22 protein-coding genes and 1 tRNA gene are annotated in these 21,748 nt (G+C 66.7%); 10 read left to right on the top strand and 13 right to left on the bottom strand.

The genetic code is table 11. From position 1 onward, the window contains the following. Positions 1–11: 11 nt before the first annotated feature. Complete coding sequence (gene mltF / locus CJ010_RS08390; RefSeq protein ID WP_240794532.1) at positions 12–1,403, bottom strand: membrane-bound lytic murein transglycosylase MltF; 1,392 nt, start codon at positions 1,401–1,403, stop codon at positions 12–14. Positions 1,404–1,577: 174 nt separating this feature from the next. On the opposite strand from mltF, the gene CJ010_RS08385 reads away from it, so the two are divergent. Then, positions 1,578–1,667, top strand: a tRNA-Ser gene (locus CJ010_RS08385). Between the two features lie 127 nt (positions 1,668–1,794). Here CJ010_RS08385 and CJ010_RS08380 read toward each other — a convergent pair. Then, a complete protein-coding gene (locus tag CJ010_RS08380) occupies positions 1,795–2,802 on the bottom strand; it encodes a zinc-dependent alcohol dehydrogenase family protein (protein ID WP_141017614.1) in 1,008 nt (335 codons plus the stop codon). Between the two features lie 113 nt (positions 2,803–2,915). Between CJ010_RS08380 and CJ010_RS08375 the strand changes: the two genes are divergently transcribed. From CJ010_RS08375 to CJ010_RS08365, 3 genes are all read left to right on the top strand, one after another. Then, on the top strand, positions 2,916–3,818 hold the full coding sequence (locus tag CJ010_RS08375) for a LysR family transcriptional regulator (protein WP_141017613.1): 903 nt from the start codon (positions 2,916–2,918) through the stop codon (positions 3,816–3,818). Beyond that, entirely contained in the window at positions 3,787–4,434 is a 648-nt protein-coding gene (locus CJ010_RS08370; RefSeq protein WP_141017612.1) for a YigZ family protein, read from the top strand. Before CJ010_RS08375 ends, CJ010_RS08370 begins: the two co-directional genes overlap by 32 nt. Before the next feature lie 142 nt (positions 4,435–4,576). Further along, positions 4,577–5,416, top strand: coding sequence for an alpha/beta fold hydrolase (locus tag CJ010_RS08365; RefSeq protein ID WP_141017611.1), 840 nt, complete (start codon positions 4,577–4,579; stop codon positions 5,414–5,416). 41 nt (positions 5,417–5,457) lie between these two features. Here CJ010_RS08365 and CJ010_RS08360 read toward each other — a convergent pair whose 3' ends face one another. Next, complete coding sequence (locus tag CJ010_RS08360; RefSeq protein WP_141017610.1) at positions 5,458–6,354, bottom strand: LysR family transcriptional regulator; 897 nt, start codon at positions 6,352–6,354, stop codon at positions 5,458–5,460. Positions 6,355–6,473: 119 nt separating this feature from the next. Here CJ010_RS08360 and bla point away from each other — a divergent pair, with 119 nt between their 5' ends. Beyond that, a complete protein-coding gene (gene bla, locus CJ010_RS08355; protein ID WP_141017609.1) occupies positions 6,474–7,343 on the top strand; it encodes a class A beta-lactamase in 870 nt (289 codons plus the stop codon). 214 nt (positions 7,344–7,557) lie between these two features. Here the strand turns inward: bla and CJ010_RS08350 are convergent, their stop codons facing one another. The 4 genes from CJ010_RS08350 to CJ010_RS08335 all read right to left on the bottom strand — a co-directional run bounded on the left by CJ010_RS08350 (position 7,558) and on the right by CJ010_RS08335 (position 10,817). Continuing rightward, positions 7,558–8,613 carry a universal stress protein gene (locus CJ010_RS08350; protein WP_141017608.1) on the bottom strand — a complete coding sequence of 352 codons (1,056 nt, stop codon included), beginning with the start codon at positions 8,611–8,613 and terminating at the stop codon, positions 7,558–7,560. 29 nt (positions 8,614–8,642) lie between these two features. Beyond that, positions 8,643–8,918: a fumarylacetoacetate hydrolase family protein gene (locus CJ010_RS08345; protein WP_240794531.1), complete on the bottom strand. Its 276-nt coding sequence runs from the start codon at positions 8,916–8,918 to the stop codon at positions 8,643–8,645. Between the two features lie 155 nt (positions 8,919–9,073). Next, positions 9,074–10,354, bottom strand: a complete 1,281-nt coding sequence (gene hisD, locus CJ010_RS08340) for a histidinol dehydrogenase (protein WP_141017606.1) — start codon at positions 10,352–10,354, stop codon at positions 9,074–9,076. Between the two features lie 31 nt (positions 10,355–10,385). Continuing rightward, positions 10,386–10,817, bottom strand: coding sequence for a carboxymuconolactone decarboxylase family protein (locus CJ010_RS08335; RefSeq protein ID WP_141017605.1), 432 nt, complete (start codon positions 10,815–10,817; stop codon positions 10,386–10,388). 174 nt (positions 10,818–10,991) lie between these two features. On the opposite strand from CJ010_RS08335, the gene CJ010_RS08330 reads away from it, so the two are divergent. Further along, entirely contained in the window at positions 10,992–11,471 is a 480-nt protein-coding gene (locus tag CJ010_RS08330) for a VOC family protein (RefSeq protein WP_141017604.1), read from the top strand. A gap of 224 nt (positions 11,472–11,695) precedes the next feature. Beyond that, positions 11,696–12,427, top strand: coding sequence for an MBL fold metallo-hydrolase (locus CJ010_RS08325; RefSeq protein WP_141017603.1), 732 nt, complete (start codon positions 11,696–11,698; stop codon positions 12,425–12,427). A gap of 166 nt (positions 12,428–12,593) precedes the next feature. Here the strand turns inward: CJ010_RS08325 and CJ010_RS08320 are convergent, their stop codons facing one another. From CJ010_RS08320 to CJ010_RS08310, 3 genes are all read right to left on the bottom strand, one after another. Then, the gene (locus CJ010_RS08320; RefSeq protein ID WP_205754916.1) at positions 12,594–13,799 is read right to left on the bottom strand and encodes a hypothetical protein; all 1,206 of its coding nucleotides are present in this window, start codon (positions 13,797–13,799) and stop codon (positions 12,594–12,596) included. A 701-nt stretch (positions 13,800–14,500) separates the two neighbouring features. Continuing rightward, a complete protein-coding gene (locus CJ010_RS08315) occupies positions 14,501–15,220 on the bottom strand; it encodes an SDR family oxidoreductase (protein WP_141017602.1) in 720 nt (239 codons plus the stop codon). Between the two features lie 22 nt (positions 15,221–15,242). Next, complete coding sequence (locus CJ010_RS08310; protein ID WP_141017601.1) at positions 15,243–15,788, bottom strand: ester cyclase; 546 nt, start codon at positions 15,786–15,788, stop codon at positions 15,243–15,245. Between the two features lie 134 nt (positions 15,789–15,922). Here CJ010_RS08310 and CJ010_RS08305 point away from each other — a divergent pair, with 134 nt between their 5' ends. Further along, the gene (locus CJ010_RS08305; protein WP_141017600.1) at positions 15,923–16,825 is read left to right on the top strand and encodes a LysR family transcriptional regulator; all 903 of its coding nucleotides are present in this window, start codon (positions 15,923–15,925) and stop codon (positions 16,823–16,825) included. Between the two features lie 353 nt (positions 16,826–17,178). On the opposite strand, the gene CJ010_RS08300 is transcribed toward CJ010_RS08305, so the two are convergent. From CJ010_RS08300 to CJ010_RS08290, 3 genes are read right to left on the bottom strand one after another with little or no spacing between them, the layout of a single operon-like run. Next, positions 17,179–17,757 carry a methyl-accepting chemotaxis protein gene (locus CJ010_RS08300; RefSeq protein WP_141017599.1) on the bottom strand — a complete coding sequence of 193 codons (579 nt, stop codon included), beginning with the start codon at positions 17,755–17,757 and terminating at the stop codon, positions 17,179–17,181. After that, positions 17,720–18,085: a hypothetical protein gene (locus CJ010_RS25260; RefSeq protein WP_205754915.1), complete on the bottom strand. Its 366-nt coding sequence runs from the start codon at positions 18,083–18,085 to the stop codon at positions 17,720–17,722. Before CJ010_RS25260 ends, CJ010_RS08300 begins: the two co-directional genes overlap by 38 nt. 12 nt (positions 18,086–18,097) lie before the next feature. Next, complete coding sequence (locus CJ010_RS08290) at positions 18,098–19,198, bottom strand: amidohydrolase family protein (RefSeq protein WP_141017598.1); 1,101 nt, start codon at positions 19,196–19,198, stop codon at positions 18,098–18,100. A gap of 340 nt (positions 19,199–19,538) precedes the next feature. Here CJ010_RS08290 and CJ010_RS08285 point away from each other — a divergent pair, with 340 nt between their 5' ends. Together CJ010_RS08285 and CJ010_RS08280 are read left to right on the top strand one after the other, a co-directional pair. Further along, positions 19,539–20,486 carry a LysR family transcriptional regulator gene (locus CJ010_RS08285; RefSeq protein ID WP_141017597.1) on the top strand — a complete coding sequence of 316 codons (948 nt, stop codon included), beginning with the start codon at positions 19,539–19,541 and terminating at the stop codon, positions 20,484–20,486. A 205-nt stretch (positions 20,487–20,691) separates the two neighbouring features. Next, positions 20,692–21,621, top strand: a complete 930-nt coding sequence (locus CJ010_RS08280; RefSeq protein ID WP_141017596.1) for a Tim44 domain-containing protein — start codon at positions 20,692–20,694, stop codon at positions 21,619–21,621. The last annotated feature ends 127 nt before the right edge of the window (positions 21,622–21,748 follow it).

Below are 21,748 nucleotides of genomic sequence, written 5' to 3'. Positions count from 1 at the left end.
CGGCCCACCCGCTACCAGCCGCTGGCCGACAGGCGCAGCTTGGGCACCGCCTTGCGTGCATCGAAGGGGGCTTCGATCCGCATCAGGATGTCGTGATAGTTGCGGATGTTCTCGGTCATGATCACCGCTTCGCCGCCGCGCGCCGGGCCGGACTTCAGCCGCGCGGCGTAATCCTGGCGCGACAGCAGCGGCAGCACCGACTTCATCTCCCACCACGAAGCGTCGTCCTTGCCCAGCTTGCGGGCGATGGCGCGGGCGCCGTTCATGTGCCCCATGCCCAGGTTGTAGGCTGCCGTCGCCATCCAGGAACGGTCCGGCTCGGCGATCTCGTCCGGCAACTGTTCGCGGATCATCGCCAGGTAGCGCGCACCGCCGAGAATGCTTTGACGCGCATCCAGCCGGTCCGCGACGCCGAGACGATCGGCGGTATCGACCGTCAGCATCATGATGCCGCGCACACCGGTGCGCGAGGTCGCGAGCGGATCCCAGTGCGACTCCTGGTAGGACAGCGCGGCGAGGTAGCGCCAGTCGATGCCGGTACGGGCCTGCGCTTCCTGGAAATGCGACCGGAAGCGCGGCAGGCGCTCCTGGACCCGACCGAGGAAGGTTTCGATATCCACGTCGTTGAGTCTGCGCACGTGGCCGAAATAGCGATCGGCAACGCGGGCGATCAGGCCGTTGCCGGCCGCATCGGCCAGAAAGCCCTCCACCGTCCTGCCGAGATCGGCATCGTGGTCGCGCGGCATCGCCCAGGCAATGTGCGACTTGATCGGCAGATCGTAGACGATGGCCAGCGCCGGGTGTATTCGCGCAGCCAGCGCATAGTGCACCCGGTCGGTCGCAACCAGATCCAAGCTGCCTTCGGCCAGCTGTTGCAGCAGATCCTGGTCGCCGGCGCGGTGCGGATAGTGGACCTGCAGGTCCGGCACGCGCTGACGGATGCGCTCCAGCGCATCCGCCGGCAGCGAACCGCGGCGCACGCTGACCTTGTGGCCGCCGAGATCCGACTCCCGGTCGATCTCGGCGGCATCGGCCTTGCCGGCAAGCACGTAGTCCAGCTCGCGCAACGGAGCCGACCAGCGCAGCGGCAGGCGATCATTGCGGGCGAGACCGGCAGCGGCGAGATGAGCCTCGCCATTGATCACCGCATCCATCGCACGCAGTGAATCCGGATAAACGATGAAGCGCACCGGCACGCCCAGCGTCTCGCCCAGCCTCATCAACAGGTCGTACTCGAAGCCCGATACCGTCCCGTCGGCCTCGACCCGGTAGGACACGGCGTCCATGCGGGTCGCCACCCTGAGTTCGCCGAGGGTGCGAAAATCGGCGATGCGCGCCGACTTCTCGGGCGCGCAACCGGCCATCATCACCGCAAGCAGAAGACAGAAAAGGATACGAAGCACGATGCATGTCCGCATAAGGGACGCTGATTCTGCTTGAGCCGCGCCCGCCCGGCAATGTGCCCATGCGGATCGATCGCACGGGAATTTCGACCTACGCCCATAAAAATCCAACACTTCGCCAAAACCCTGCGTATAATGCGCGCTCCTCAAGACGCCCCGGCGTCGGCGGGACGCGGAGAGGTGGCAGAGTGGTCGAATGTACCTGACTCGAAATCAGGCGTAGGTGCGAGCCTACCGTGGGTTCGAATCCCACCCTCTCCGCCACTATTCAGAATGAAGCCCCTGAGCGATCAGGGGCTTTTTTCGTTTCCACCTCGTCGCGCCTGCCCACATCCGCGCATTCGCTTCAGCCGACCGGAACAGGGTGTGCCGCCGGCCTCGCAGGGTCCGCTCAGGACGCCAGAACATCCACCACCACTTTGCCGTTGGCGCGGCCCCCGGTCAGCAAGGCATGTGCCTCATCGACGGTGGAGAGATCGAAGCGGCGCGCATCGACATTGGGCCGAAGCAGGCCGGCGTCCGCGAGGCGGGCGGCCTCGGCCAGGATCCGGCCGTGATGTGCGCGCCCCCGGCCGGTCAGCAGCGGCAGCAGGGTAAAGACCCCCGAGTAGGTGGCGCCACGGAAGGATAGCGGCGCCAGGGCATGCGTCCCCCAGCCCAGGCAGCTCACCACATGACCGTGGTAGCTGCGGACCGCCTGGAAGGAGGTGTCCAGGGTCGCGCCGCCTACCGTGTCATAGACGATGTCGAAACCGTCCCCCGCCGTATGTTGCCGTACATAGTCGGCGACAGACTGCGCCCGATAGTCGATCGGCGTTGCGCCGTAAGCCGCCACCGTCGCCATGTCGTCGGCCGATACCGTGGCATACACCTCGGCCCCGCGAGCCTTGGCGAGCTGCACCGCAATGTGGCCCACACCGCCCGCGCCGCCATGCACGAGCACCTTATTGCCGGCACCCGCTCGGGCGCGGTCGACCAGGCCTTCCCAGGCCGTGATGAAGATCAGCGGCAGTGCGGCAGCCTCCCGCATCGAGAGCCTGGCCGGTTTGTGTGCCAGGAGTCTGGCATCCACGGCCGCATATTCGGCCAGCGAACCCTGTACGCCGCCGACGCCGCCCGTCATGCCGAACACGGCATCGCCCGGCTGGAAGTGCGTGACGCCCTCGCCCACCGCCACCACCATGCCGGCGAGGTCGATGCCCAACACGGCCGGGAGTGGATGACGCGCATGCTCGGCACGGCCGGCGCGGATCTTGGTATCGAGGGGATTGACACTGCTGGCGGCGATGCGCACCAGCACTTCGCCGGCGCCCGCCGCGGGCAGCGCAAGTTCGCGGCGCATGAAGGGGCCGTCCACTTCTTCGATGTAGAGGGCCTGCATGGTGGTCGTCCTTTCCATGATCGTGACTCCGTTGTGATTGATCCTGGAGCCATTCTTTTCCATTCATAAATGAATGAAAATCCAAGATATCGCATATCTTTCATGCACCAATGCATAACCCGGAGCAAGCCATGGAGTGGAGCGACCTCAAGACCTTTCTCGCCATAGCGCGTAGCGGCACGCTGAGCGGCGCGGCACGCCTGACGGGGCAGACCCAGCCCACCATGGGTCGGCGCCTGCGGGCACTGGAAGCGGCCGTCGACCACGCCCTGTTTCAGCGGACGAGCGATGGTTTCATCCTCACCGACGAAGGCCGCGTAGTGCTCGCCCACGCCGAGCAGATGGAAGAGGCCGCCCTGACGCTGGAACGTCGCCTGGCCGGCCAGACTCAGGCACTCGAAGGCCTGCTACGCATCTCTTCGTCCGACTGGTTCGGCGCGCACATCCTCAGCCCCATCGTGGCGGGCTTTCGCAAGCTGCACGCCGGCGTGTCGGTGGAGCTGATCACCGACAGCCGGCTGTTCAGCCTGGCGCGACGCGAGGCCGATCTGGCCTTCCGCATCAAGCCCTTCGACGAGCCCGACGTCGTGCAGCGCCCGCTCATGCAGCTCGATTACGCCGTCTATGCGGCTCCGCAGCTGCCCCGGCCCTCGCCCGGCGACGGCACCGCTTGCGTGCTGATCACCATGGACGCCGCCTTTGCCGACATTCCCGACGCTCAGTGGTTGCGAAAGCGCCTGCCCAATGCGCGCGTCGGCTTCACCAGCAACAGCCGGGAGGCGCAGGCGACGCAGTGCATCGCCGGCGCCGGCATCGCCGTGCTGCCCTGCCTGCTGGCGGACCGTATTCCGGCAATCTCCCGCATCGACCTGGGCGAAACGCCACCGGGCCGGACCGTCTACGTCGGCTACCATCGCGACCTGCGCCACCTTGGCCGCCTGCGCGCCTTCATCGACCACGTGTTCGCATCCTTGCCTGCCAGAGAATCAGACCCGCCCGACCATGCCGCAGACACTTTCCTCCGCCGCCCATAGCGAACTCCTGATCAAGAAGAGCCGCTTCATCGCGTGCGTCCAGCCGATGACCGATCGCGCTGCCGCACAACAGGTCGTGGCCGGCTTGCGTGCCGCGCATCCGGGCGCCGCGCACGTGTGCTGGGCCTTGCTGGCGGGTGGGCAATCGGCCGCCGTCGACGACGGCGAGCCATCCGGAACGGCGGGACGGCCAATGCTGGATGTGCTGCGCCATCAGGATCTGGAGGGCGTGCTGGCGACCGTGGTGCGCTACTTCGGCGGGGTAAAGCTCGGGGCCGGCGGCTTGGTCCGGGCATATACCGACTGTGTCGCGCAGGCCCTGCTCGGCGCCACCAAGGTGGCCATCGTGCGCCGGCGCACGCTCCGCTGCGCCGTACCCTACGCGCTGGAAGGCCGCCTGCGGCGCGAACTCGACATGGCCGGGGCGGCCCTGGAAGAGGTCCGCCACGACGCCTTGGTCGAACTGGTCTTCAGCCTGCCGGAAGAACACGCCCCTGCCCTGCTGGCGCGACTGCAGGAGGCCGGACAGGGGCGCATCGTGTGGCCGGCTGCCTCGGAGTCGGCCACCGACATGCCGCTTCGCCGGGCACCGGGCGGGGCCGCAGGAATTTGTTGACGTTAACGTCAACGCGAACAAAAATCGACACTGGCGCAGCTTCACCGGCACGGAGCGGATGCGCTCGTTCCGCCCTGCATCCGCCCCTGCCTATCCGGACGGCGCGAGACGCCGCGGCAACGCACTCATAGAGAACAAGACCATGTCAGACCCCACCAGCCCCAACGTCTCCCACCACGACAGCTGGGTCGAACACGAGCACGGACGACTGTTCGCGCGCAGCTGGACGCCATCCGGCGGTCCGGCCATGGCAGCGGCCGAAGCGCCCATCGTGCTGTTTCACGACTCGCTCGGTTGCGTCGATCTGTGGCGCGACTTCCCGGCACGACTGAGCGCGCTCACCGGACGCCGGGTCGTCGCCTACGACAGGCTCGGGTTCGGCCGCTCCGACGCGCGCGCCGGCCAGCCCGCGCTCGACTTCATTGCCGACGAGGCGAAGACCTACTTCCCGGCTGTGCGCGCCCAACTCGGCATCCAGCGCTTCGTCGCCTTCGGCCACAGCGTCGGCGGCGGCATGGCCGTCAATTGCGCGGCCGAGTTCGCCGCGGATTGCGAGGCGCTGATCACCGAGTCGGCGCAGGTCTTTCCGGAAGAACTCACGCTGCGCAACATCGCGGCGGCGAAGGAACAGTTCAAGGACACAACGCAGGTCCAGCGGCTGGAGAAGTACCACGGCGACAAAGCCCGCTGGGTGCTCGCCGCCTGGACCGAATCCTGGCTGCATCCGGACTTCGCCTCGTGGTCGCTCACACCCGTCCTGCCGCGGGTGAGCTGTCCGGTGCTGGCCATTCACGGCATCCACGACGAGTACGGCACCACGCGCCACCCCGAGATGATAGGCGAGCTCTGCGCCGGGCCCGCGCGTGTCGAGATCATCCCCGACACCTACCATGTGCCGCACCGCGAACGCCCCGAGGACATCGCCGGCCTGGTGTCGGCCTTCATCGCATCCGCCCGGCAGGAAAGCGGCCGCCCGGCCTGACCGAGGAATACCGCCCGCATCAGCCCTGCGGGCGGTGCCGCTCACGGATCGACCACCTCGTCACCGTTGGCGGGGCTGACAGCCGCGCATTGCGCGACCAGCCAGCCATGCAGCTCGCGCATTGCGCGGGTGTGCGGGTGGGACTTCTGCCAGGTCAGCCAGTACTGCCCGGTACTGACGGTCGGCTCGAAGGGCTGCACCAGCAGGCCATCACGCAGCCGGCGTTCGAACATGGCGACCGGCAACAGGGCCACGCCCAGGCCCTGCACCGCCACCTCGGCCATCGCCAGCGACGAGTCGAACACCGGCCCACGGATCAAGGGATCGGCAAGTCCTGCAGCGGCGAACCAGCGCGGCCACTGGTCCGCCCGGTAGGAACGCAGCAGCTCGCAATCGAGCAGGTCGGCCGGAGTCTTCAAGGCGGCCGCCAGCCTCGGCGCGCACACCGGCGCCATGCGCGCATCCACCAGGCGTTCAGCCCCCATGCCGTGCCAGGCGCCGTCACCGTAGCGGATCGCAAAATCCAGGCCCTCGGCGCTCAGGTCCACCCGATTGTTATGGGTGAAGAGGCGCAGATCGATGAAGGGATGCGCCTGCCGGAAAGCAGCCAGACGCGGCATCAGCCAGCCGACGGCAAAGGTGCCCACCGCGGCGAGGTTCAGCACTTCACGCACCCGGCCGCCTTCGAACTGCTGCAGCACCGACTGCAGGCGCCCGAAGGCATCGGACAGGGCCGGCAGCAACGCCAGCCCCTCGTCGGTCAGCGCCAGCCCCCGCGGCAGACGGCGGAACAGCAACGTGTTCAGGCGCGCCTCCAGATTCTTGACCTGCTGGCTCACCGCCGCCTGGGTGACGTTCAGTTCCTGCGCAGCCAGGGTGAAACTGAGGTGGCGGGCCGAGGCCTCGAAGGCTCGCAAGGCGTTCAACGGAATGTTCATGCCGGCATTATCGACCCGCTCCCCAGATTTTCTTATGCGTGACCATCGAAATCATCGTTTGAAGCAAGCTCGACACACCCACTAGGATGCGCCCTTCATTTTCCCGTGGAGCCGGACCGATGAAGCGCCGCACCTTCCTCCTGATCAGCAGTTTGAGCCTCACCCTGGGCGCCCGCATCGCCCATGGCGCGCCGCCGCAACTCGCCGAGCTCTGCCGCAAGCTCGAGGCGGACAGCTTCGGCCGTCTCGGGATGTACCTGTTCGACGGCCGCAGTGGACAAGAATTTCTTTATCGCAGCGAAGAGCGCTTTCCGATGTGCAGCACCTTCAAGTGGCTGGCCGCAGCGGCGGTGCTGGCCCGGGTGGATGCAGGCAAGGAGCGCCTCGACCGTCGCATCCGCTTCGCCGGGCAGGATCTGCTCGAATATTCGCCGGTGACCCGCTCCTTCGCCGACGGACCGGGCATGAGCGTGGCGCAACTGTGCGAGGCCGCGGTCGCGGACAGCGACAACACGGCGGCCAACCTGCTGCTCGACGCGCTGGGCGGACTGGAGGCCTTCAACGCCTTCCTGCGCGCGCAGGGCGACAGCCTTACCCGACTGGACCGCTACGAGCCCGACCTGAACGAAGCCCGCCCGGGCGACCCGCGCGACACCACCACACCCGCCGCGATGGGTGCCGACCTGCGCCGCCTGCTGCTGGGCGACGGTCTCGGCAGCCATTCTCGCCAGCAACTTACCGACTGGATGCTCGCCACCCGCACCAGCGGCGAGCGCCTGCGCGCCGGGCTGGAAGCCGGATGGCGCCTTGCCGACAAGACCGGCACCGGCGACAACGGCACCGCCAACGATGTGGGCGTCTACTGGACGCCGACCGGCCAGCCCGTCGTCCTCTGCGTGTTCCTGACCGGGGCCAGGACCGACCGGGCGGCGCAGGCCGCGGTAATGGCCAGCCTGGGCCGCCAGGTCAGGGCAGCGCGACTGGATTGAACGGCTGCGGATTCATGAGCGCAGCGGTGACGAAATGCTCGCCCGCGGCGCATTGCCTATGAAAAAAATCGGCGGCCGACCGAGACGGCCGCCGAGCGCTCGAAACCGCTTGCAGGCAAAGAGGAAGACGGGGGAAACCTGCAGCGGCAAAGCCAATTCGGCAACGAAAGGGGCGAGGCGGCGAGCGCCGGACGGCGCCGTTGCCCCGACGCCCTCATCTAAGTGCGGCATCCGGCGTGCCGGTCCGGTCCGCCTGCTCGGCGACCAGGTTGAGGATGCGCGCGAACAGGCGCCGGAACTGCTCGTCCGGTTCGGCCCCCAGGCGGGGATCGCCATTGTCGGCAAAGGCGCGGGCGATCTCGTGCCAGTCGTGTTCGGAGAGGCGCGCCTGGGCGGCGGGGATGACGACCTTTTCCTCCACGCTCATGTGCTCCCATTCGAGTTCGGCGAAGTGCTCCAGGGCGGTGGCGAAGCCGTCGATGTCGGCCCGGCCTTGCTCGAAGGCCGCCAGCGTCTGCTCGAGCTCGGCGAATCGGCGACCGCCGTCGCGATGCTGCCCTTCCAGCAGGCTCAGCGTGGCGTCGAGCCGATCGTCGTGCCCGCGCAGGCGGCGGAACAGCCAGTCCTCCTCCTTCGGATGATGCAGGGCTTCCGGGAAGACGCGGATGTAATGCAGCGCCGCCCGCAGCAGGCCGGAATCGGCCGCGACACCCTGCTCCCGGACCTGAGCCACCAGGTGGCGCAAGCCGTGGATTACCGCGGCGAGCGAGCGGTGTTCGTCCTTGATGATGCCGATCGCACGCTTCATCTCCTGGCCCGCGGCATTGCTCTCGACGGTGCACACCAGCACCGGGATGGCGCTGTGCTGCAGCACCTTGTGGGTCTGCGAGCCGAGCATCAGCCCGCGGATGCCTCGCCGGCCGTGCGAGGCCATGAAGATCAGGTCGCAGCCGCGGGCTTCGGCCGCCTCGACGATGGCTTCGAAGGGCCGGTCGGATGTGACAGCAAGCGTGTCGTACGCGACCCCGGCCGCGCGTGCGGACACCTCGGCCTTGGCCAGCACGGCACGCGCATGCCCTGCGGCGCCGGCGGCGAAGCCGGCCGGGTCCAGGCTGCGCTGCAGCGCGCCGTCCTGGGTGGCGCCGAAATCGGGCCGTGCATGGAAGAAGGTGATGTGCGCACCGAGCGGCCTGGCGAGCGCGAGGGCCTGCGCGACCACCTCGACGGCGAGATCCGAATCGTCGAGCGGAACCAGCAGATGTCGGTACATCGAATTTCTCCGGTATCGGTTTGCGGGAATCAGCGCGCAGGTGCCGCGACGCAGCGGTTGCGCTGGGTGCCGATGCCGGCGATCGTCCCTTCCATGACGTCGCCGTCGCGCAGGTAGCGGTTGTAGTGGGAGCCGTTGCCGGCGGGCGAGCCGGTGATCAGGATGTCGCCCGGCCACAGCTGGATGCGCGCGCTGAGGTATTCGATCAGGCGCGGGATGGGGAAGATCATGTCGGCGGTGCTCTCGTCCTGCATGGTGTCGCCGTTGAGCTTGAGTGTGATGCGCAGGTCCTGCGGCTGCGGCACCAAGCGCGCCGGCACGACGTAGGGCGCCGCCGGTGACGAGTGCGACCTTGTTGTCGAGCGTCATCTCAGGTCTCCCGCCGGGCCGCCCCAAGGGGATCTGCGCCCCCTCGGGGGGCAGCGCAGCGGCGGCAGCCGCAAGCGTGGGGGTCCTCACCTCAAGCGGCCTTCAAACGCCGCACGCGGATGTCGGCCTGTTCCTCGTGGCCGCTCATGTGCTCGTAGCCGCACAGGCGCGAGCAGTATTCGCCGACCATCACGGCGGCCTCGTCGGTGAGCACGCGCTGGTAAGTGTGGGTCTTGATGAACTTGCCCACCCACAGCCCACCGGTGTAGCGGCCGGCGCCCTGGGTCGGCAGCGTGTGGTTGGTGCCGATCACCTTGTCGCCATAGCTGACGTTGGTGCGGTGGCCGAGGAAGAGCGCGCCGTAGCGGGTCATGCGCTGCAGGTACCAGTCGGGGTCCCTGGTCATCACCTGCACATGCTCGGAGCACAGGCGTTCGGCTTCCTGCAGCGCCTCCTCGTCGGTGTCGCACAGGATGATCTCGCCGTAGTCGCGCCACGACACGCTCGCCACCGGCGCGGTGTCGAGGCGGGCCAGCACGGTTTCGATGGCGGCGGGCAGTTCGGCGGCGATCTTCTTGCTGGTGGTGATGCAGTAGGCGGGCGAAGTCGGGCCGCGTTCGGCCTGGCCGAGCAGATCCACCGCCACCAGTTCGGCGTCCACGGTGTCGTCGCAGATCACCATGGTCTCGGTCGGGCCGGCGATGAGGTCGATGCCGACGCGGCCGAAGAGCGGGCGTTTGGCTTCGGCGACGAAGGCGTTGCCCGGGCCGACGATCATGTCCACGCCTTTGATCGATTCGGTGCCGATCGCCGTCGCCGCCACCGCCTGCACGCCGCCCAGGCAGAAGATCTCGTCGGCGCCGGCCAGATGCATGGCGGCGACGATCTCGGCGCAGGGCTTGCCCTCGAAGGGCGGCGCGCAGGCGATCACCCGCTTCACCCCGGCCACCTGGGCGGTGAGCACGCTCATGTGGGCGGAGGCGATCAGCGGGTACTTGCCGCCGGGGATGTAGCAGCCCACCGAGTTCATCGGGATGTTGCGGTGGCCGAGGATGACGCCGGGCAGGGTCTCGACCTCGACGTCCGTCATCGAGTCGCGCTGGATCTGCGCAAAGCGACGGATCTGCGCCTGGGCGAAGCGGATGTCCTCCAGCGTCTTCGCCGGCAGGCCGGCGATGCAGGCCTCGATCTCTTCCGCACTCAGGCGGAAGCTCGCCGGCGACCACTTGTCAAACTTCGCCGAGTACTCGCGCACCGCGGCGTCGCCGCGGCTTTCGATGTCCTTGAGGATGCCTTCGACGGTGACGCGCACCTGGGCGTTGAGGTCGGCCTTCACTTCGGCCGGCTTGCCTTGCTTGATGTACTGGATCATGGGGTTCTCCTTGGGTGTCGGGGATTGCCCGTCATTCGGGCTGGATGTCGAGGGTGTTGATGAAGCGGGCGACCATGTTGTAGGCGGCGATCACGCCGACCAGCTCCACCGCCTGCTGGTCGTCGGGCGGTGCCGCGCACGCCGCGGTCACCGCCTCGGCCCTGGCGGCGCCGCCCTGTGTCATCTCCACGACGAGCCGCAGCACCGCGCGCTCGGTGGCGTCGAACAGGCCGTCGTCATTGCTTGCGCGGATGCCGTCGGCGAGCGCGGCGAACTGCGCCGCGCTGCCGCCGGCGCGCAGGAACTCCGGCCGGTGCTGCTGCAGCTCGTAGGCGCAGCCGGTGAGCGCCCCCACCGCGCAGATCGCCAGTTCGCGCAGCCGGTACGGCAGCGCCAGCTCGGTGCGCACCGCGCGCAGAAAGCCGCCCCAGCCGGTGACGAAGGGCGGGATGTGCAGCAACATGCGGTCGATGTCGAGCAGCCTGCCGCCGCGGCGGGACCGGAAAATCGGACGGAACGGGCGCTGGCGCCCAGCCGAAAGCCGACGTCTATGCTTCACAGCAGCGAGCGCAAGGGCCGGCGCGTCGGGCCCGCCGTCCCGGCTCGGCCCCACCTTCCTCAAGCGCAGGAGAACGACATGGTCAGCAGGAACACGATTTGTCTCTGGTACGACGGCACGGCCGAGGAGGCCGCCCGCTTCTACGCACGGACGTTTCCGGACAGCGCGGTGGGACGCATCCTTCGCTCCCCGGCCGACTATCCCTCCGGCAAGGCAGGCGACGTCCTCACCGTCGAATTCACCGTCATGGGCATCCCCTGCCTCGGGCTGAACGGCGGCCCGGGAATCACCCACAACGAGTCCTTCTCGTTCCAGGTCGCAACCGACGACCAGGCCGAGACCGACCGCCTGTGGAACGCCATCGTCAGCAACGGCGGCCAGGAAAGCGTGTGCGGCTGGTGCAAGGACAAATGGGGCCTGTCGTGGCAGATCACGCCGCGGGTGCTGACGGACGCCATCGCCGACCCGGACCCCGCCGCGGCCAAGCGGGCGTTTGAAGCGATGATGGAGATGGGGAAGATCGATGTTGCGGCGATCGAGGCTGCGCGGCGGGGGTGATGCCGATTCGCTGCCGCTTGCGCCAGCGAGTAGTGCTGCTTGTCCGCCGGGCAGTCCTCGGCGGCGCCTCTGCGGTGCGCGCAGGAGCGGCCGCGCTTCGATGTCTTCCTAACGGTGGGCTGCCGGCGCCACAGGATTGCAGTGCGGCGTCGGGTCGCCTACAAGAAGGGGTGTAACGATCTGCCGGGTGGCGACAGATCCTGCGCTCTTTCACTGGAGGTCCCATGATCACCAACCGCGAGTCAGGCACCAATGTCCACGAGATCGCCGATGGCATCTACCGCATCAACACCCCCATCCGGTTTCCGGATGGCGCCGCTTTCAGCTTCAATCAGTACTTGATCGTGGACGACGAGCCGCTGCTCTTTCACACCGGGCCACGAAAGCTGTTCCCGCCGGTCAGCGAGGCCATCGCCCGCGTGCTGCCGCTCGAACGGCTGTGCTATCTCGGCCTGTCGCACGTCGAGGCCGACGAATGCGGCTCACTGAACGAATTCCTCGCGGCAGCCCCGCGGGCCGTGCCGCTGTGCGGTCAGATTGCCGCCATGGTGTCGATGAACGACCTGGCGGACCGCGCGCCGCGCGCGATGGCCGACGGCGAGTCGCTCGTCACAGGCCGCCACACGATGCGCTGGTTCGACACGCCGCACGTGCCCCACGCCTGGGAGTGCGGGCTGATGATGGACGTATCCACCCGCACCTTCTTCTGTGGAGATCTGTTCACACAGCCGGGCGCCGGCGAGTTGGCGCTGACGGAAGCCGACATCCTCGCCCCGAGCGAAGCCTTCCGAGCACCGATGGATTACTTCGCTCATGCGCCGAGCACCCGCGCCACGTTGACCCGGCTCGCCGACGAGCAGCCGACGACGCTGGCCTGCATGCACGGTAGCGCGTGGCGAGGCGACGGTGGTTCGTTGCTGCGGGAACTGGCTAGCGTGCTCGCCAAAGCCGCATAGCCGGAGGCGTCCGGCAAACCTTCGCGACCGCAGGACGATCCGCCTACCGCACGATCCTGACCATCTGCTCTTCGGGAAGAACGGCTCTTGCGGATGACTTCCCCTTCTTCCTGGAAGCGGCCATCTCGCGTTTCAGATGGCCCGAACCGTCGGGAGCAGTCACGTACTAGGCAGCGAGCTCAACCGCTCTTGTTTCAAGCAGGTCGATCAGGATGCGCTCAACACGACTTCCCCCAACGCCAACGCGTTGATCTGCAGATATCAGCTTCAATGTATCGGCTGCCTCGGCGTACTGCCCCCTGGCAAACTGGCTGACGGCGTCAACCAGCCTGAGCGAGAGCCGTGTCTGGTCGCTGGGCTCCTTGGCCGTGATAGCCGCCCTGCTTTGCTCAAGGGCACCAGTATCCCCCGCCGATGCCTGAATTCCCGCGAGATGCAGCGCTATGAACGGATGCGACAGCATAGAATTGAACCGCTCGGACAGGACGGAAACCGCGGCTGAAATCGGGCGCGTAGCTCCGGTGCGCAGGTATTCACGCAACAAGAAACCGCCACAGTCAGCCAGGGTCAACACCGGACCACAGCGAGTGACCTCTGGTGCACAGTAACGCTCATAGCGCTGCCATGCCTGCTCGGTTAGCCCCAACTGCCACTCGGCCAGTGCCAGGTGCCACTGCACATGACCATACATCGCGCCGCCCTCCGCCGCCGGGCGGTGTTCATTCAGCCAGCAACCCAGCAATTCCAATGACTCTCCGGGTTCGCCCTGGTCGTGTAACACGTGCGCATAGCTGTGAATAACGTAGGGAGCCTGTGGGCGCCGCTGCAGTGCTTGCTCGACAAGCGCCCGACCACGCTTCTGATCACCGGCCTCACTGGCTGCGAACCCCAGGCGTGCGAGCCAGGCCCAATCATCACGCAAACTGGGATCGACCGATTCCATGATATTGAGAACGCGCTCAAGCTTGCGCTCACCTCCGTAGAAGATCAGATAACCGCAAAGTTGCGAAATGACCAGCAGGTCTCTGGGATTGGCAGCAACGTAGGCCTCGGTAGCGGCAAGGTTGGTATAGGGATCTTCAAGCAGGGCAAAGAGTGCGGAGATGTGCGCACGCTCCCAGGGCAGCGCAGATCGTGCTGCCAGTAGGGCACGTTCTTTGAATAGATCGGCATCTGCAGCGTTGGCGTCTTTGCCAAGCATATGACGTGCAGCAAGGGCCAGCGCGAGATTGCTGTCCAGCGCCAAAGCCTGATCGAGAGCTTCCACAGCGCCGGTCTCAGAACCGAGGATGAGATCAACAGCGAGCTGATACCGTTCTGCAGCTTTTGGACAATCAGTGGTAAGCGGTCTACCGGTACGCGCGTCGATCATTTTGGCTCCTTGGGCTGCAAGTTGCCGATGCGAAAACGGTTTCAGTGTAGTTCACCCGTCGGCGCCGGGATGTCTGATAGGAGCGAACCTGTTTCGCCGCCGAGAGCACCCAGTTGCACACCGGCGCGTAGGGCGAAATGCGGTGCTCAACCAAGCTCGCTGCGGATTTGTAGCAGAGGGTGAAATTTCGATGCGATCAGCTAGCCCCTTTGGGACTTGTTCGCCAATGTCCGGAGTTGGCCGGTAGCGCAAGATCGCGAGTCATCGTTGGAGAGGCAACTCCGCTCCGGAAGCCGCCATCCACGCCATGCCAGCAACTCGGCCAGAGCGGCCAGTCACAACGTCTAGCCCGGTTCACTGTTTCCGACCCGATCCGGACATTCGGCCTGGCGAGCATCAGCGGCAGGAAACTGAGCACAGAAGGCATTGAGGATGGGAGTCCTGCTCGGCGCCTTTGCTGAGGTTCAACGGACCATAAGGCTGCTGCCGCTCCAAGCGTTAAAGCGGCAGGAGACGTCCACTAAAAAAAATCGGAGCGATTCAACCGGCCTCCACGAAACCCGGTGCGATTCACTCTGGTCCAGTCATTGCTCAACGGGGCTTCACGAACGGCGGCGCGATTCAGGCGGCAGGGAATGGAATCCGGCACTGCGCAGTGCGAAGACGCCGCTACGCTGTGCCGGCTACGAATATCGGTTTCCTTATCCGGCGATCAAGGCGCCGCTGTCGAGGTCGATCACAGTGCCGGTGAGGGCGCGAGCTTGCATGGCGAAGAGGTAGGCGGCGGCGGTGTCGTCAGGGCTGGCGGCGAAGCCGACGGGCAGCGTGCTGTTGAGCTTGTCGAACACGGCGGCGCGGGCGGTGTCGTCCAGGTGCGCCCAACTGGGAGTGTTGACGGGGCCGGGGCTGACAGCGTAGACGCGCAGCGGGGCGAGTTCCTTTGCCATCTGCCGGACCGCGGCTTCCAGCGCGGCATTGATCAGCGTCTTGACGAGCGCATTGGCCGTGGGCTTGCGGGCCAGCATGCCGGAGGTCAGGCCGATGGACCCACCGGCGCGCAGACGCGGGGCGGCGTGCTTGGCGGCCAGCAGGCTGACGTAGAGCTTGCTGACCACCGCATCGCGCAGGGCAGCGAAGTCTTGTGTGACGAGTGGCGAGGCCGCGACCAGGCCGCCGGCGGTGACGACCAGGTGGTCGAGCGAGCCGATGCGCGCGAAGTAGTCGGCGACTTGTTCTTCGTCGCGCGCGTCGAGCACTTCGGTAGCGATACCCGGAATGGCGTGGGCGGCGGCAGCCAGCTTGTGGGCATCGCGTCCGGCAACGAGGACTTTGGCGCCTTGTGCGGCAGCGCCATGGGCGACGGCGAGGCCGATGCCGGAGCTGCCGCCGATAACGACGATTTGTTTGTCTTTGAGTGACATGATGGACTCCTTGGCGGTGGGCTTAGTGACCGACGATGCCCATTTGCTGCAACAGCGCCAGGTTGTCTTCCAGATGCCAGTTCTCGGCGATGCGCCCGTCGGCAATGCGGTAGATGTCGGTCGCGATGAAATCCACCTTTTGGCCCTTGCCCTGCACCCCGTTGAAACTGCCGGTGAAGTGCCCGGTGAAGTGCAGGCGGCCCACCACGCGGTCGCCAACGAGGAGCATTTCGTCGACCGAAGCGGCAAGGTCGGGCACGGCGGCGCGAAAGTGGCTGGAGGCAAACATGGGGCCTTCAACACCTTGCGGGCGGCCGGACGGCAAAGTGCGGTCGATAAAGTCGCTGGCAAGCGCCGCTTTGGCATAGCTGGCATCACCCGTGTTCCAAAAGGCGTAGTAGCGGCGGGCGGCCAGCATCATGGCTTCACGCTGCGGGGCGGCAATGCCCTGATCGACGATGAGCGATGACGCGCTGGGCAGCGCGGGCGTGTCGGCGGCGCAGGCGACAGCGGCCGTGAGTGTTAATGCGAGGGCGATAGTGATGTGCCGGAGTCGTGGTGTCGTCATGGAGTCGTCCTTTATCGGTCAGTCGTCAGCCCCTTGCTGACGTGCCTCTATTTTTATATTTTTGCTTTTGGATAAAAATACAGCTAAACGCACAACCATCTATTCCAGTTTGGAAAACATAGCGAGGGTCAAGCATGGTGGAACTGGCCGATATGCGCTTTTTTGTGAGCGCCGTAGCCTGCGGTAGTTTGTCGGCGGCGGGACGTGAGCTGGGCTTTTCACCGGCGGTGGGCAGCAAGCGTCTATCTCGGCTGGAGGCGGATCTGGGCGTGCGCCTGCTGCAGCGCAGCTCACGTCGCTTGGCGTTGACAGAAGAAGGGGCGATCTACTACGAACGCTGTCAGGTGATTCTGGCCGAGGTGGACGATGCGGAGGTGGCGGTGGGCCGTGGCCGGCACGAGGCGCAGGGCGTGCTGCGTGTGTCCTCGCCGGTTGCACTGGGTCGTCGCTGGATCGGGCCGGCGCTGGCCGAGCTAGCGGCGATGGCACCACGATTGACGGTGCAGCTGATGCTGTCGGATCAGATTGTCGATTTGATTGAGGGCGGCCTGGATTGTTCGGTGCGAATCGGCGGTACGGCGGATTCGCGGCTGATTGCGCGGCACCTCACCGACAATCGCCGCATCATCTGCGCGGCCCCGGCTTATCTGGCCAAGCGCTGTGCGCCGCAGACGCCGGAACACTTGGCCAAGCACGATTGCATCGTGATGAGCCGCAGCGGCGTGGCTCACGCAGACTGGCGACTGGAGCAGCGCGACACGGGCGCGCTAACGACCGTGAGGGTGAAGGGGCGATTTGCGACGGATAACGGCGAACTTGCACATGACTGGGCGCTCGCGGGCTTGGGCTTGGTACGTCGCTCTATCCTCGACGTGGCGGACGAGTTGGCCAGCGGCCGGTTGGTGGAGGTGCTGCCGCAGTGGGCAGGTCCGCGCGCGCCGGTGCAGGTGCTGTACGCGTCACGCCGTCATCTGCCGGCGCGGGTGCGGCTGTTCATAGATCACTTGGCTGCGATGTTTGCACGGGTGGCGACATAGCTAGATGAGGAGGAGAGCAAGAAGCAAAGCGTGGATTACCATCGGCGATGGAGCAAGGTGCATTCTGGCATCGACGAGCGGACGCCGGAGACTCACGTCATTGAAGTCACAGCCAATATCATCGGTGACGCACCGATCCGGCCCGCGTTGCTCGAACGAGTTTCGTCGGAAAACGCGTTGGCCAGTATCGGTGGCGGAGACGCTTATGAATGGAAGGCATGCCACGCCGTGTATGGACTTGGCACCCGTGAACGCGTCGGAAGGCCACTTCATTATCTAGAGCGGCCGGTACCGCGAGGTTCGCCGAACGTCGGCAATGGCCGGTCAGCAACCCCTAGGCACCGCAGTGCCCCTCAAACCCGAAACACCAACACCGCCCCCGCCAGCCCCCCAGCCAGTTCCTCCAGCTTCCGCGCCGCTCCCGCAGCCCGCACCACCACCTGCGAGTTGTCTTCCACCATCCGCGCGATCTCATCCACCTTGCCCGCCACCTCGGTGCTACCGCGGCTCTGCTCCCTGACTGCTTCGGCGTTGCCGTCGATCTCGCGGGTGGTGGTTGCCACCGCGTCGCCGGCAGCGAGCATGACCTGTTGCAGGCCGGCGAGTTGTTCCAGGGCGGCTTCCAGCGAGCGATGGCCGGATTGCAGCGAATCGCCCACCGTTGCCGATTGCGCGCCCAGCGCGGTGGCGACTTCCTCGATGCCTCCGGCGGCCTGGCTGGAGTGTTCGGCGAGCTTGCGCACTTCGTCGGCGACGACGGCGAAGCCGCGGCCTTGTTCGCCGGCGCGGGCGGCTTCGATGGCGGCGTTGAGGGCGAGCAGGTTGGTCTGGCCGGCGATGCCCTTCACTTGATGGGTGAGTTCGGCGATGGCGGCGGTGCGGCGCAGGAAGTCTTCAACAAGCTGGCGGATTTCGGTGAAGGCGGTGTGCACCCGGTCGACTTCGCTGCGTCAGGTCGAGCGCGTGGCTGCCTTCCTGGGTGCCGTTGAGGCTGTGCAGCGCGTTGGCGCGGACCTGTTCGGTGCCGTCGGCAACCAGCGCGATGCTGGCGCTCATCTGTTCCATGGTGGTCACCACCACGCCGGTGGCGTCGGTCTGGCTGGCGGCGCCGCGCTCGGCCTCGCGGGCGTCGGCCGCCCACAGTGTGCCGTCGGGCTCGGCGAGGATGCATTCGGGGCGCTGCAGGTCGTGGCCGACGAAGCGGATCGCCTCGCGGTCGAGCTGCCAGCCCTTGAGCGGATTGGGGGTGCGGGAATTCATGGGGACTCCGGTTCAGCGCGGGGAGGTTTCCGGCACCAGGCCGAGCAGCTGCGCGGCATTGCCGCCGAGGATGCGGGCGCGGTCGTCGTCGTTGAGGCCGGGGATGGCAGCGACCAGGCCGTGGACGTCGTCGCTGCCCATGTCGAAGGGGTAATCGGTGCCGACCACCACCTGGCCGATGCCGACCTGGTCGATCAGCCAACGCACCGCCTGCGGCGAATACACCAGCGAGTCGATCCAGATCTGGCGCAGGTAGTCGCTGGGCTTGCGGGCGATGGCGCCGGCTTCCGGGCGCACCTTGTAACCGTGGTCGGAACGGCCGGCGTAGGTGGGCAGGTAACCGCCGCCGTGGGCGGCGAGGATGCGCAACGCCGGGTGGCGGTCGAGCACGCCGCCGAAGATCAGGTGCGACAGCGCGATGGTGGTTTCCAGCGGCTGGCCGATCAAATTGGAGAGGTAGTGCTGCTGCAGCCGGCTGCCGAGATTGGCGCCGAAGGGATGGACGAAGACCACGCAGCCGAGCGCTTCCACCTTCGCCCAGAAGCGCTCGAGGCGGGCATCGCTCAGTTCCATGCCGTCGATGTGGGTGGAGATCTCCACCCCGCGCAGGCCGAGCCGTTTGACGCCGTGCTCGAGCTGGGCAAGCGCCAGTTCCGGATGCTGCAGCGCCACCGTGCCGAGGCCGAGGAAGCGCGCCGGGTGTTCGGCGCACATTGCGGCGATCGCCTCGTTCTGCTGACGCACGACCTCTTCGGCGAGTTCGGCGCCGGCCCAGTAGTAGTACTGCGCCGGCGACGGGCTCAGCACCTGCACATCCACGCCCATCGCATCCATCTCGCGCAGTCGCAGCGCGACATCGACCAGGCGCGGACCGGCGTGCGGCAGCATCGTCTCGCGGTTGTGGGTCATCGAGGCCTCGCCCATCGACTCGGCCAGCGCGGCGGCTTCGACCTGGCGTTCGGCTGCGCCCTCGACCAGCGCCTCGACCGCCGGCACCAGCGCATGGCAGTGCAGATCTATGGTGTGCGGATGGCGTTCGTCGCGGCGCGGCGCGGCGGTACCACAGGCCGGCGGACAGGCCGGGCCGCAGGGATGCAACTGGATCGCCGTCACGACTCAGGCCCCCGGCGCGCCGGCGTTGGAACTGGCAACGAAGCAAGCCGCGGACTGCAGCGCACGCGGCGAAGCGGCCGCGCAAAGGCGTGGTGTGACGATACGGCTTGTCTCCTGTCTTTATCTGTCTGCCCGCGCACCGGGCTGAGCGGGGCGGCGGGAGCGTTCGCTGGCACCTTTTGCGCACCATGCAAGCGCGTGAAGGAAAGAGTAAATCCCCTCCATTCATCAAAAAAATCGTTTGATCCCATGACAGGTATCGACACGACGGATGAAAGACAGGGCCGGCACACGACGACCGGCTTCGCTTCGATAACGACAGCGACAGGGGACTTCCGCAATGCGCTTCAACCGACTCGACCTCAACCTGCTGGTGGTGCTCGACGCCCTGCTGAGCGAACAGAACATCACCCGCGCCGGCGAGAAGGTGTATCTGAGCCAGTCGGCCACCAGCGGCGCGCTGGCGCGGCTGCGCGAGTTCTTCGGCGACGAATTGCTGGTGCAAGTGGGCCGCAAGATGGTGCTGACGCCGCTGGGCGAGAGCCTGGTGACGCCGGTGCGGGCGATCCTGATCCAGATCCAGATCCAGATCCTGATCCTGATCCAGATCCAGATCCAGACCACGATAGAACAGCGGCCGGAGTTCGACCCCGCCAGCGCCGACCGCAAATTCCCCCTGATCATGTCCGACTACACCGCGACGGTGCTGATGCCGGAGGTGATCCGCGCCGCCAGCGAGATCGCGCCCAGGGTCAGCTTCGAGCTGCTGACGCCGACCGACGCGCCGGTCGAGGAGCTGGAGCGCGGCCACGCCGACTTCATCCTGCTGCCGGACAACTTCCTCTCCGACCAGCACCCGCGCTGCGCGGTGTTCGAAGAGTCCTTCGTCTGCCTGTGCTGGCGCGACAATCCGCTGATCGGCGAGACCCTGAGCCTGGACGAATACCTCGGCCTCGGCCATGTGATGGTGCGCTTCGGCAGCCAGCGCCGGCCGAGCGTGGATGAATGGCTGACCGACAAGTTCGGCATCGAGCGCCGCGCCGAGGTGGTCGCCACCACCTTCAGCGCGGTGCCGCACTACGTCGTCGGCACCACCCGCATCGCCACCATCCACCGCCGCCTGGCCGAGCTGTGGGCGAGCTACCTGCCGCTGCGCGTGCTGCCGGCGCCACTCGACATCCCCAACATGGGCTGGAGCCTGCAGTGGCACCAGTACCGCGACGTCGACCCCGCCACCCGCTGGATGAGCCGGCTGATCCAGGACACGGCGAAGTCGCTGGGAGGCTAGTGCGCCCCTGGCGCAGCCTGCGCCGGGCTGCTCCTGCACTCGCGGAGGCCAGCGGCCCATGGCTGCCGAGGCAAATTGCCACCGAGGTCCGGATTCAGTTCCCACCAATTCGGTTTTTTCGATTCAAAAGTCTTCTCATTCCTGATTTTTCTTTCTTCCATCGACCGCTATCCTCCAGGAGTCATTTCCTCACCAGGAGCCTTCGATGAAAGGATTCTCTTTGTTTGCCGCAGTACTTGCCCTCGGGCTCACCCTGAACGTGGCCGAAGCCGAAGCTGCCAAGCGCCTCGGCGGCGGTAGCTCGTCGGGCATGCAACGGCAGATGACCACGCCCAGCACGTCCCCCAGCACCACGCAGATGCAGACGCCCACCGCGCCCACGGCTTCGACCGCCGCGAAGACGCCGGCCACCGCGGCGGCCCCGGCGGCTCAGCCCAAGCGCTCGTGGATGGGCCCGCTCGCCGGTCTGGCCGCCGGTCTGGGTCTCGCGGCACTGGCCTCGCACCTGGGCTTCGGTGAAGAACTCGCTTCGATGATGATGATCGGCCTGCTGGTCATGGCCGTGCTGGTGGTCGTCGGCCTCATCATGCGCCGTCGTGCCGCGGCCCAGCAGCCCGCCCTGGCGGGTGCCGGTGCAGGTGGCATGCACTACGCCGGCTCCGCCCCGACGCGGGGCAGCTACGATGCAGCCGTCCCGCCGGCCGCTGCCACGGCGTCCAGTGCGCAGACGGCCTTCGACGCCCCCACTGCCGCCGGCAACATTCCGGCCGGGTTCGACGTGGCCGGCTTCGTCCGCCAGGCCAAGGTCAACTTCATCCGCCTGCAGGCCTCGCACGATGCCGGCAACCTCGAAGACCTGCGCGAGTTCACCACGCCCGAGATGTTCGCGGAACTCAAGACCAATATCCTCGCCCGCAGTGAAGCGGCGCAGCAGACCGACGTGCTCGAGATCGAGGCGGAAGTTCTGGAAGTGGTCGAGGAAGCCTCGCGCTACGTCGTCAGCGTGCTCTACCGCGGCCTGCTGCGCGAAGACCGCGACAGCGCACCCGAGCCCATCAACGAGATCTGGCACCTGGTCAAACCGCGCGACGGCAGCGGCGGCTGGCGCCTGGCGGGTATCCAGCAGGCGCAGTAAGCGCATTACAGCGATGGCGGGGGCGGCCAGCGCCCTCCCCGCCATCCAGCGGTTCCAGCAGAAAAGCGCCCCGCAGGGCGCTTTTCTGCTTTCGGGCGCTTATGCTTTATTCAAAAGCACAACACGA

Origin of the sequence: Azoarcus sp. DD4, from assembly GCF_006496635.1 — a bacterium.
Taxonomy (GTDB): domain Bacteria; phylum Pseudomonadota; class Gammaproteobacteria; order Burkholderiales; family Rhodocyclaceae; genus Azoarcus.
The sequence above is the reverse complement of the archived record's forward strand: the minus strand, read 5'-3'. Positions and strand labels throughout refer to the sequence as shown.

Excerpts from the sequence above, each read along its gene's own strand:
- CJ010_RS08380 (WP_141017614.1), bottom strand. The coding sequence starts at position 2,802 with ATGGAAAGGACGACCACCATGCAGGCCCTCTACATCGAAGAAGTGGAC.
- CJ010_RS08375 (WP_141017613.1), top strand. The coding sequence starts at position 2,916 with ATGGAGTGGAGCGACCTCAAGACCTTTCTCGCCATAGCGCGTAGCGGC.
- CJ010_RS08370 (WP_141017612.1), top strand. The coding sequence starts at position 3,787 with ATGCCGCAGACACTTTCCTCCGCCGCCCATAGCGAACTCCTGATCAAG.
- CJ010_RS08365 (WP_141017611.1), top strand. The coding sequence starts at position 4,577 with ATGTCAGACCCCACCAGCCCCAACGTCTCCCACCACGACAGCTGGGTC.
- CJ010_RS08360 (WP_141017610.1), bottom strand. The coding sequence starts at position 6,354 with ATGAACATTCCGTTGAACGCCTTGCGAGCCTTCGAGGCCTCGGCCCGC.
- bla (WP_141017609.1), top strand. The coding sequence starts at position 6,474 with ATGAAGCGCCGCACCTTCCTCCTGATCAGCAGTTTGAGCCTCACCCTG.
- CJ010_RS08350 (WP_141017608.1), bottom strand. The coding sequence starts at position 8,613 with ATGTACCGACATCTGCTGGTTCCGCTCGACGATTCGGATCTCGCCGTC.
- hisD (WP_141017606.1), bottom strand. The coding sequence starts at position 10,354 with ATGATCCAGTACATCAAGCAAGGCAAGCCGGCCGAAGTGAAGGCCGAC.
- CJ010_RS08335 (WP_141017605.1), bottom strand. The coding sequence starts at position 10,817 with ATGTTGCTGCACATCCCGCCCTTCGTCACCGGCTGGGGCGGCTTTCTG.
- CJ010_RS08330 (WP_141017604.1), top strand. The coding sequence starts at position 10,992 with ATGGTCAGCAGGAACACGATTTGTCTCTGGTACGACGGCACGGCCGAG.
- CJ010_RS08325 (WP_141017603.1), top strand. The coding sequence starts at position 11,696 with ATGATCACCAACCGCGAGTCAGGCACCAATGTCCACGAGATCGCCGAT.
- CJ010_RS08320 (WP_205754916.1), bottom strand. The coding sequence starts at position 13,799 with ATGATCGACGCGCGTACCGGTAGACCGCTTACCACTGATTGTCCAAAA.
- CJ010_RS08315 (WP_141017602.1), bottom strand. The coding sequence starts at position 15,220 with ATGTCACTCAAAGACAAACAAATCGTCGTTATCGGCGGCAGCTCCGGC.
- CJ010_RS08310 (WP_141017601.1), bottom strand. The coding sequence starts at position 15,788 with ATGACGACACCACGACTCCGGCACATCACTATCGCCCTCGCATTAACA.
- CJ010_RS08305 (WP_141017600.1), top strand. The coding sequence starts at position 15,923 with ATGGTGGAACTGGCCGATATGCGCTTTTTTGTGAGCGCCGTAGCCTGC.
- CJ010_RS25260 (WP_205754915.1), bottom strand. The coding sequence starts at position 18,085 with ATGAATTCCCGCACCCCCAATCCGCTCAAGGGCTGGCAGCTCGACCGC.
- CJ010_RS08285 (WP_141017597.1), top strand. The coding sequence starts at position 19,539 with ATGCGCTTCAACCGACTCGACCTCAACCTGCTGGTGGTGCTCGACGCC.
- CJ010_RS08280 (WP_141017596.1), top strand. The coding sequence starts at position 20,692 with ATGAAAGGATTCTCTTTGTTTGCCGCAGTACTTGCCCTCGGGCTCACC.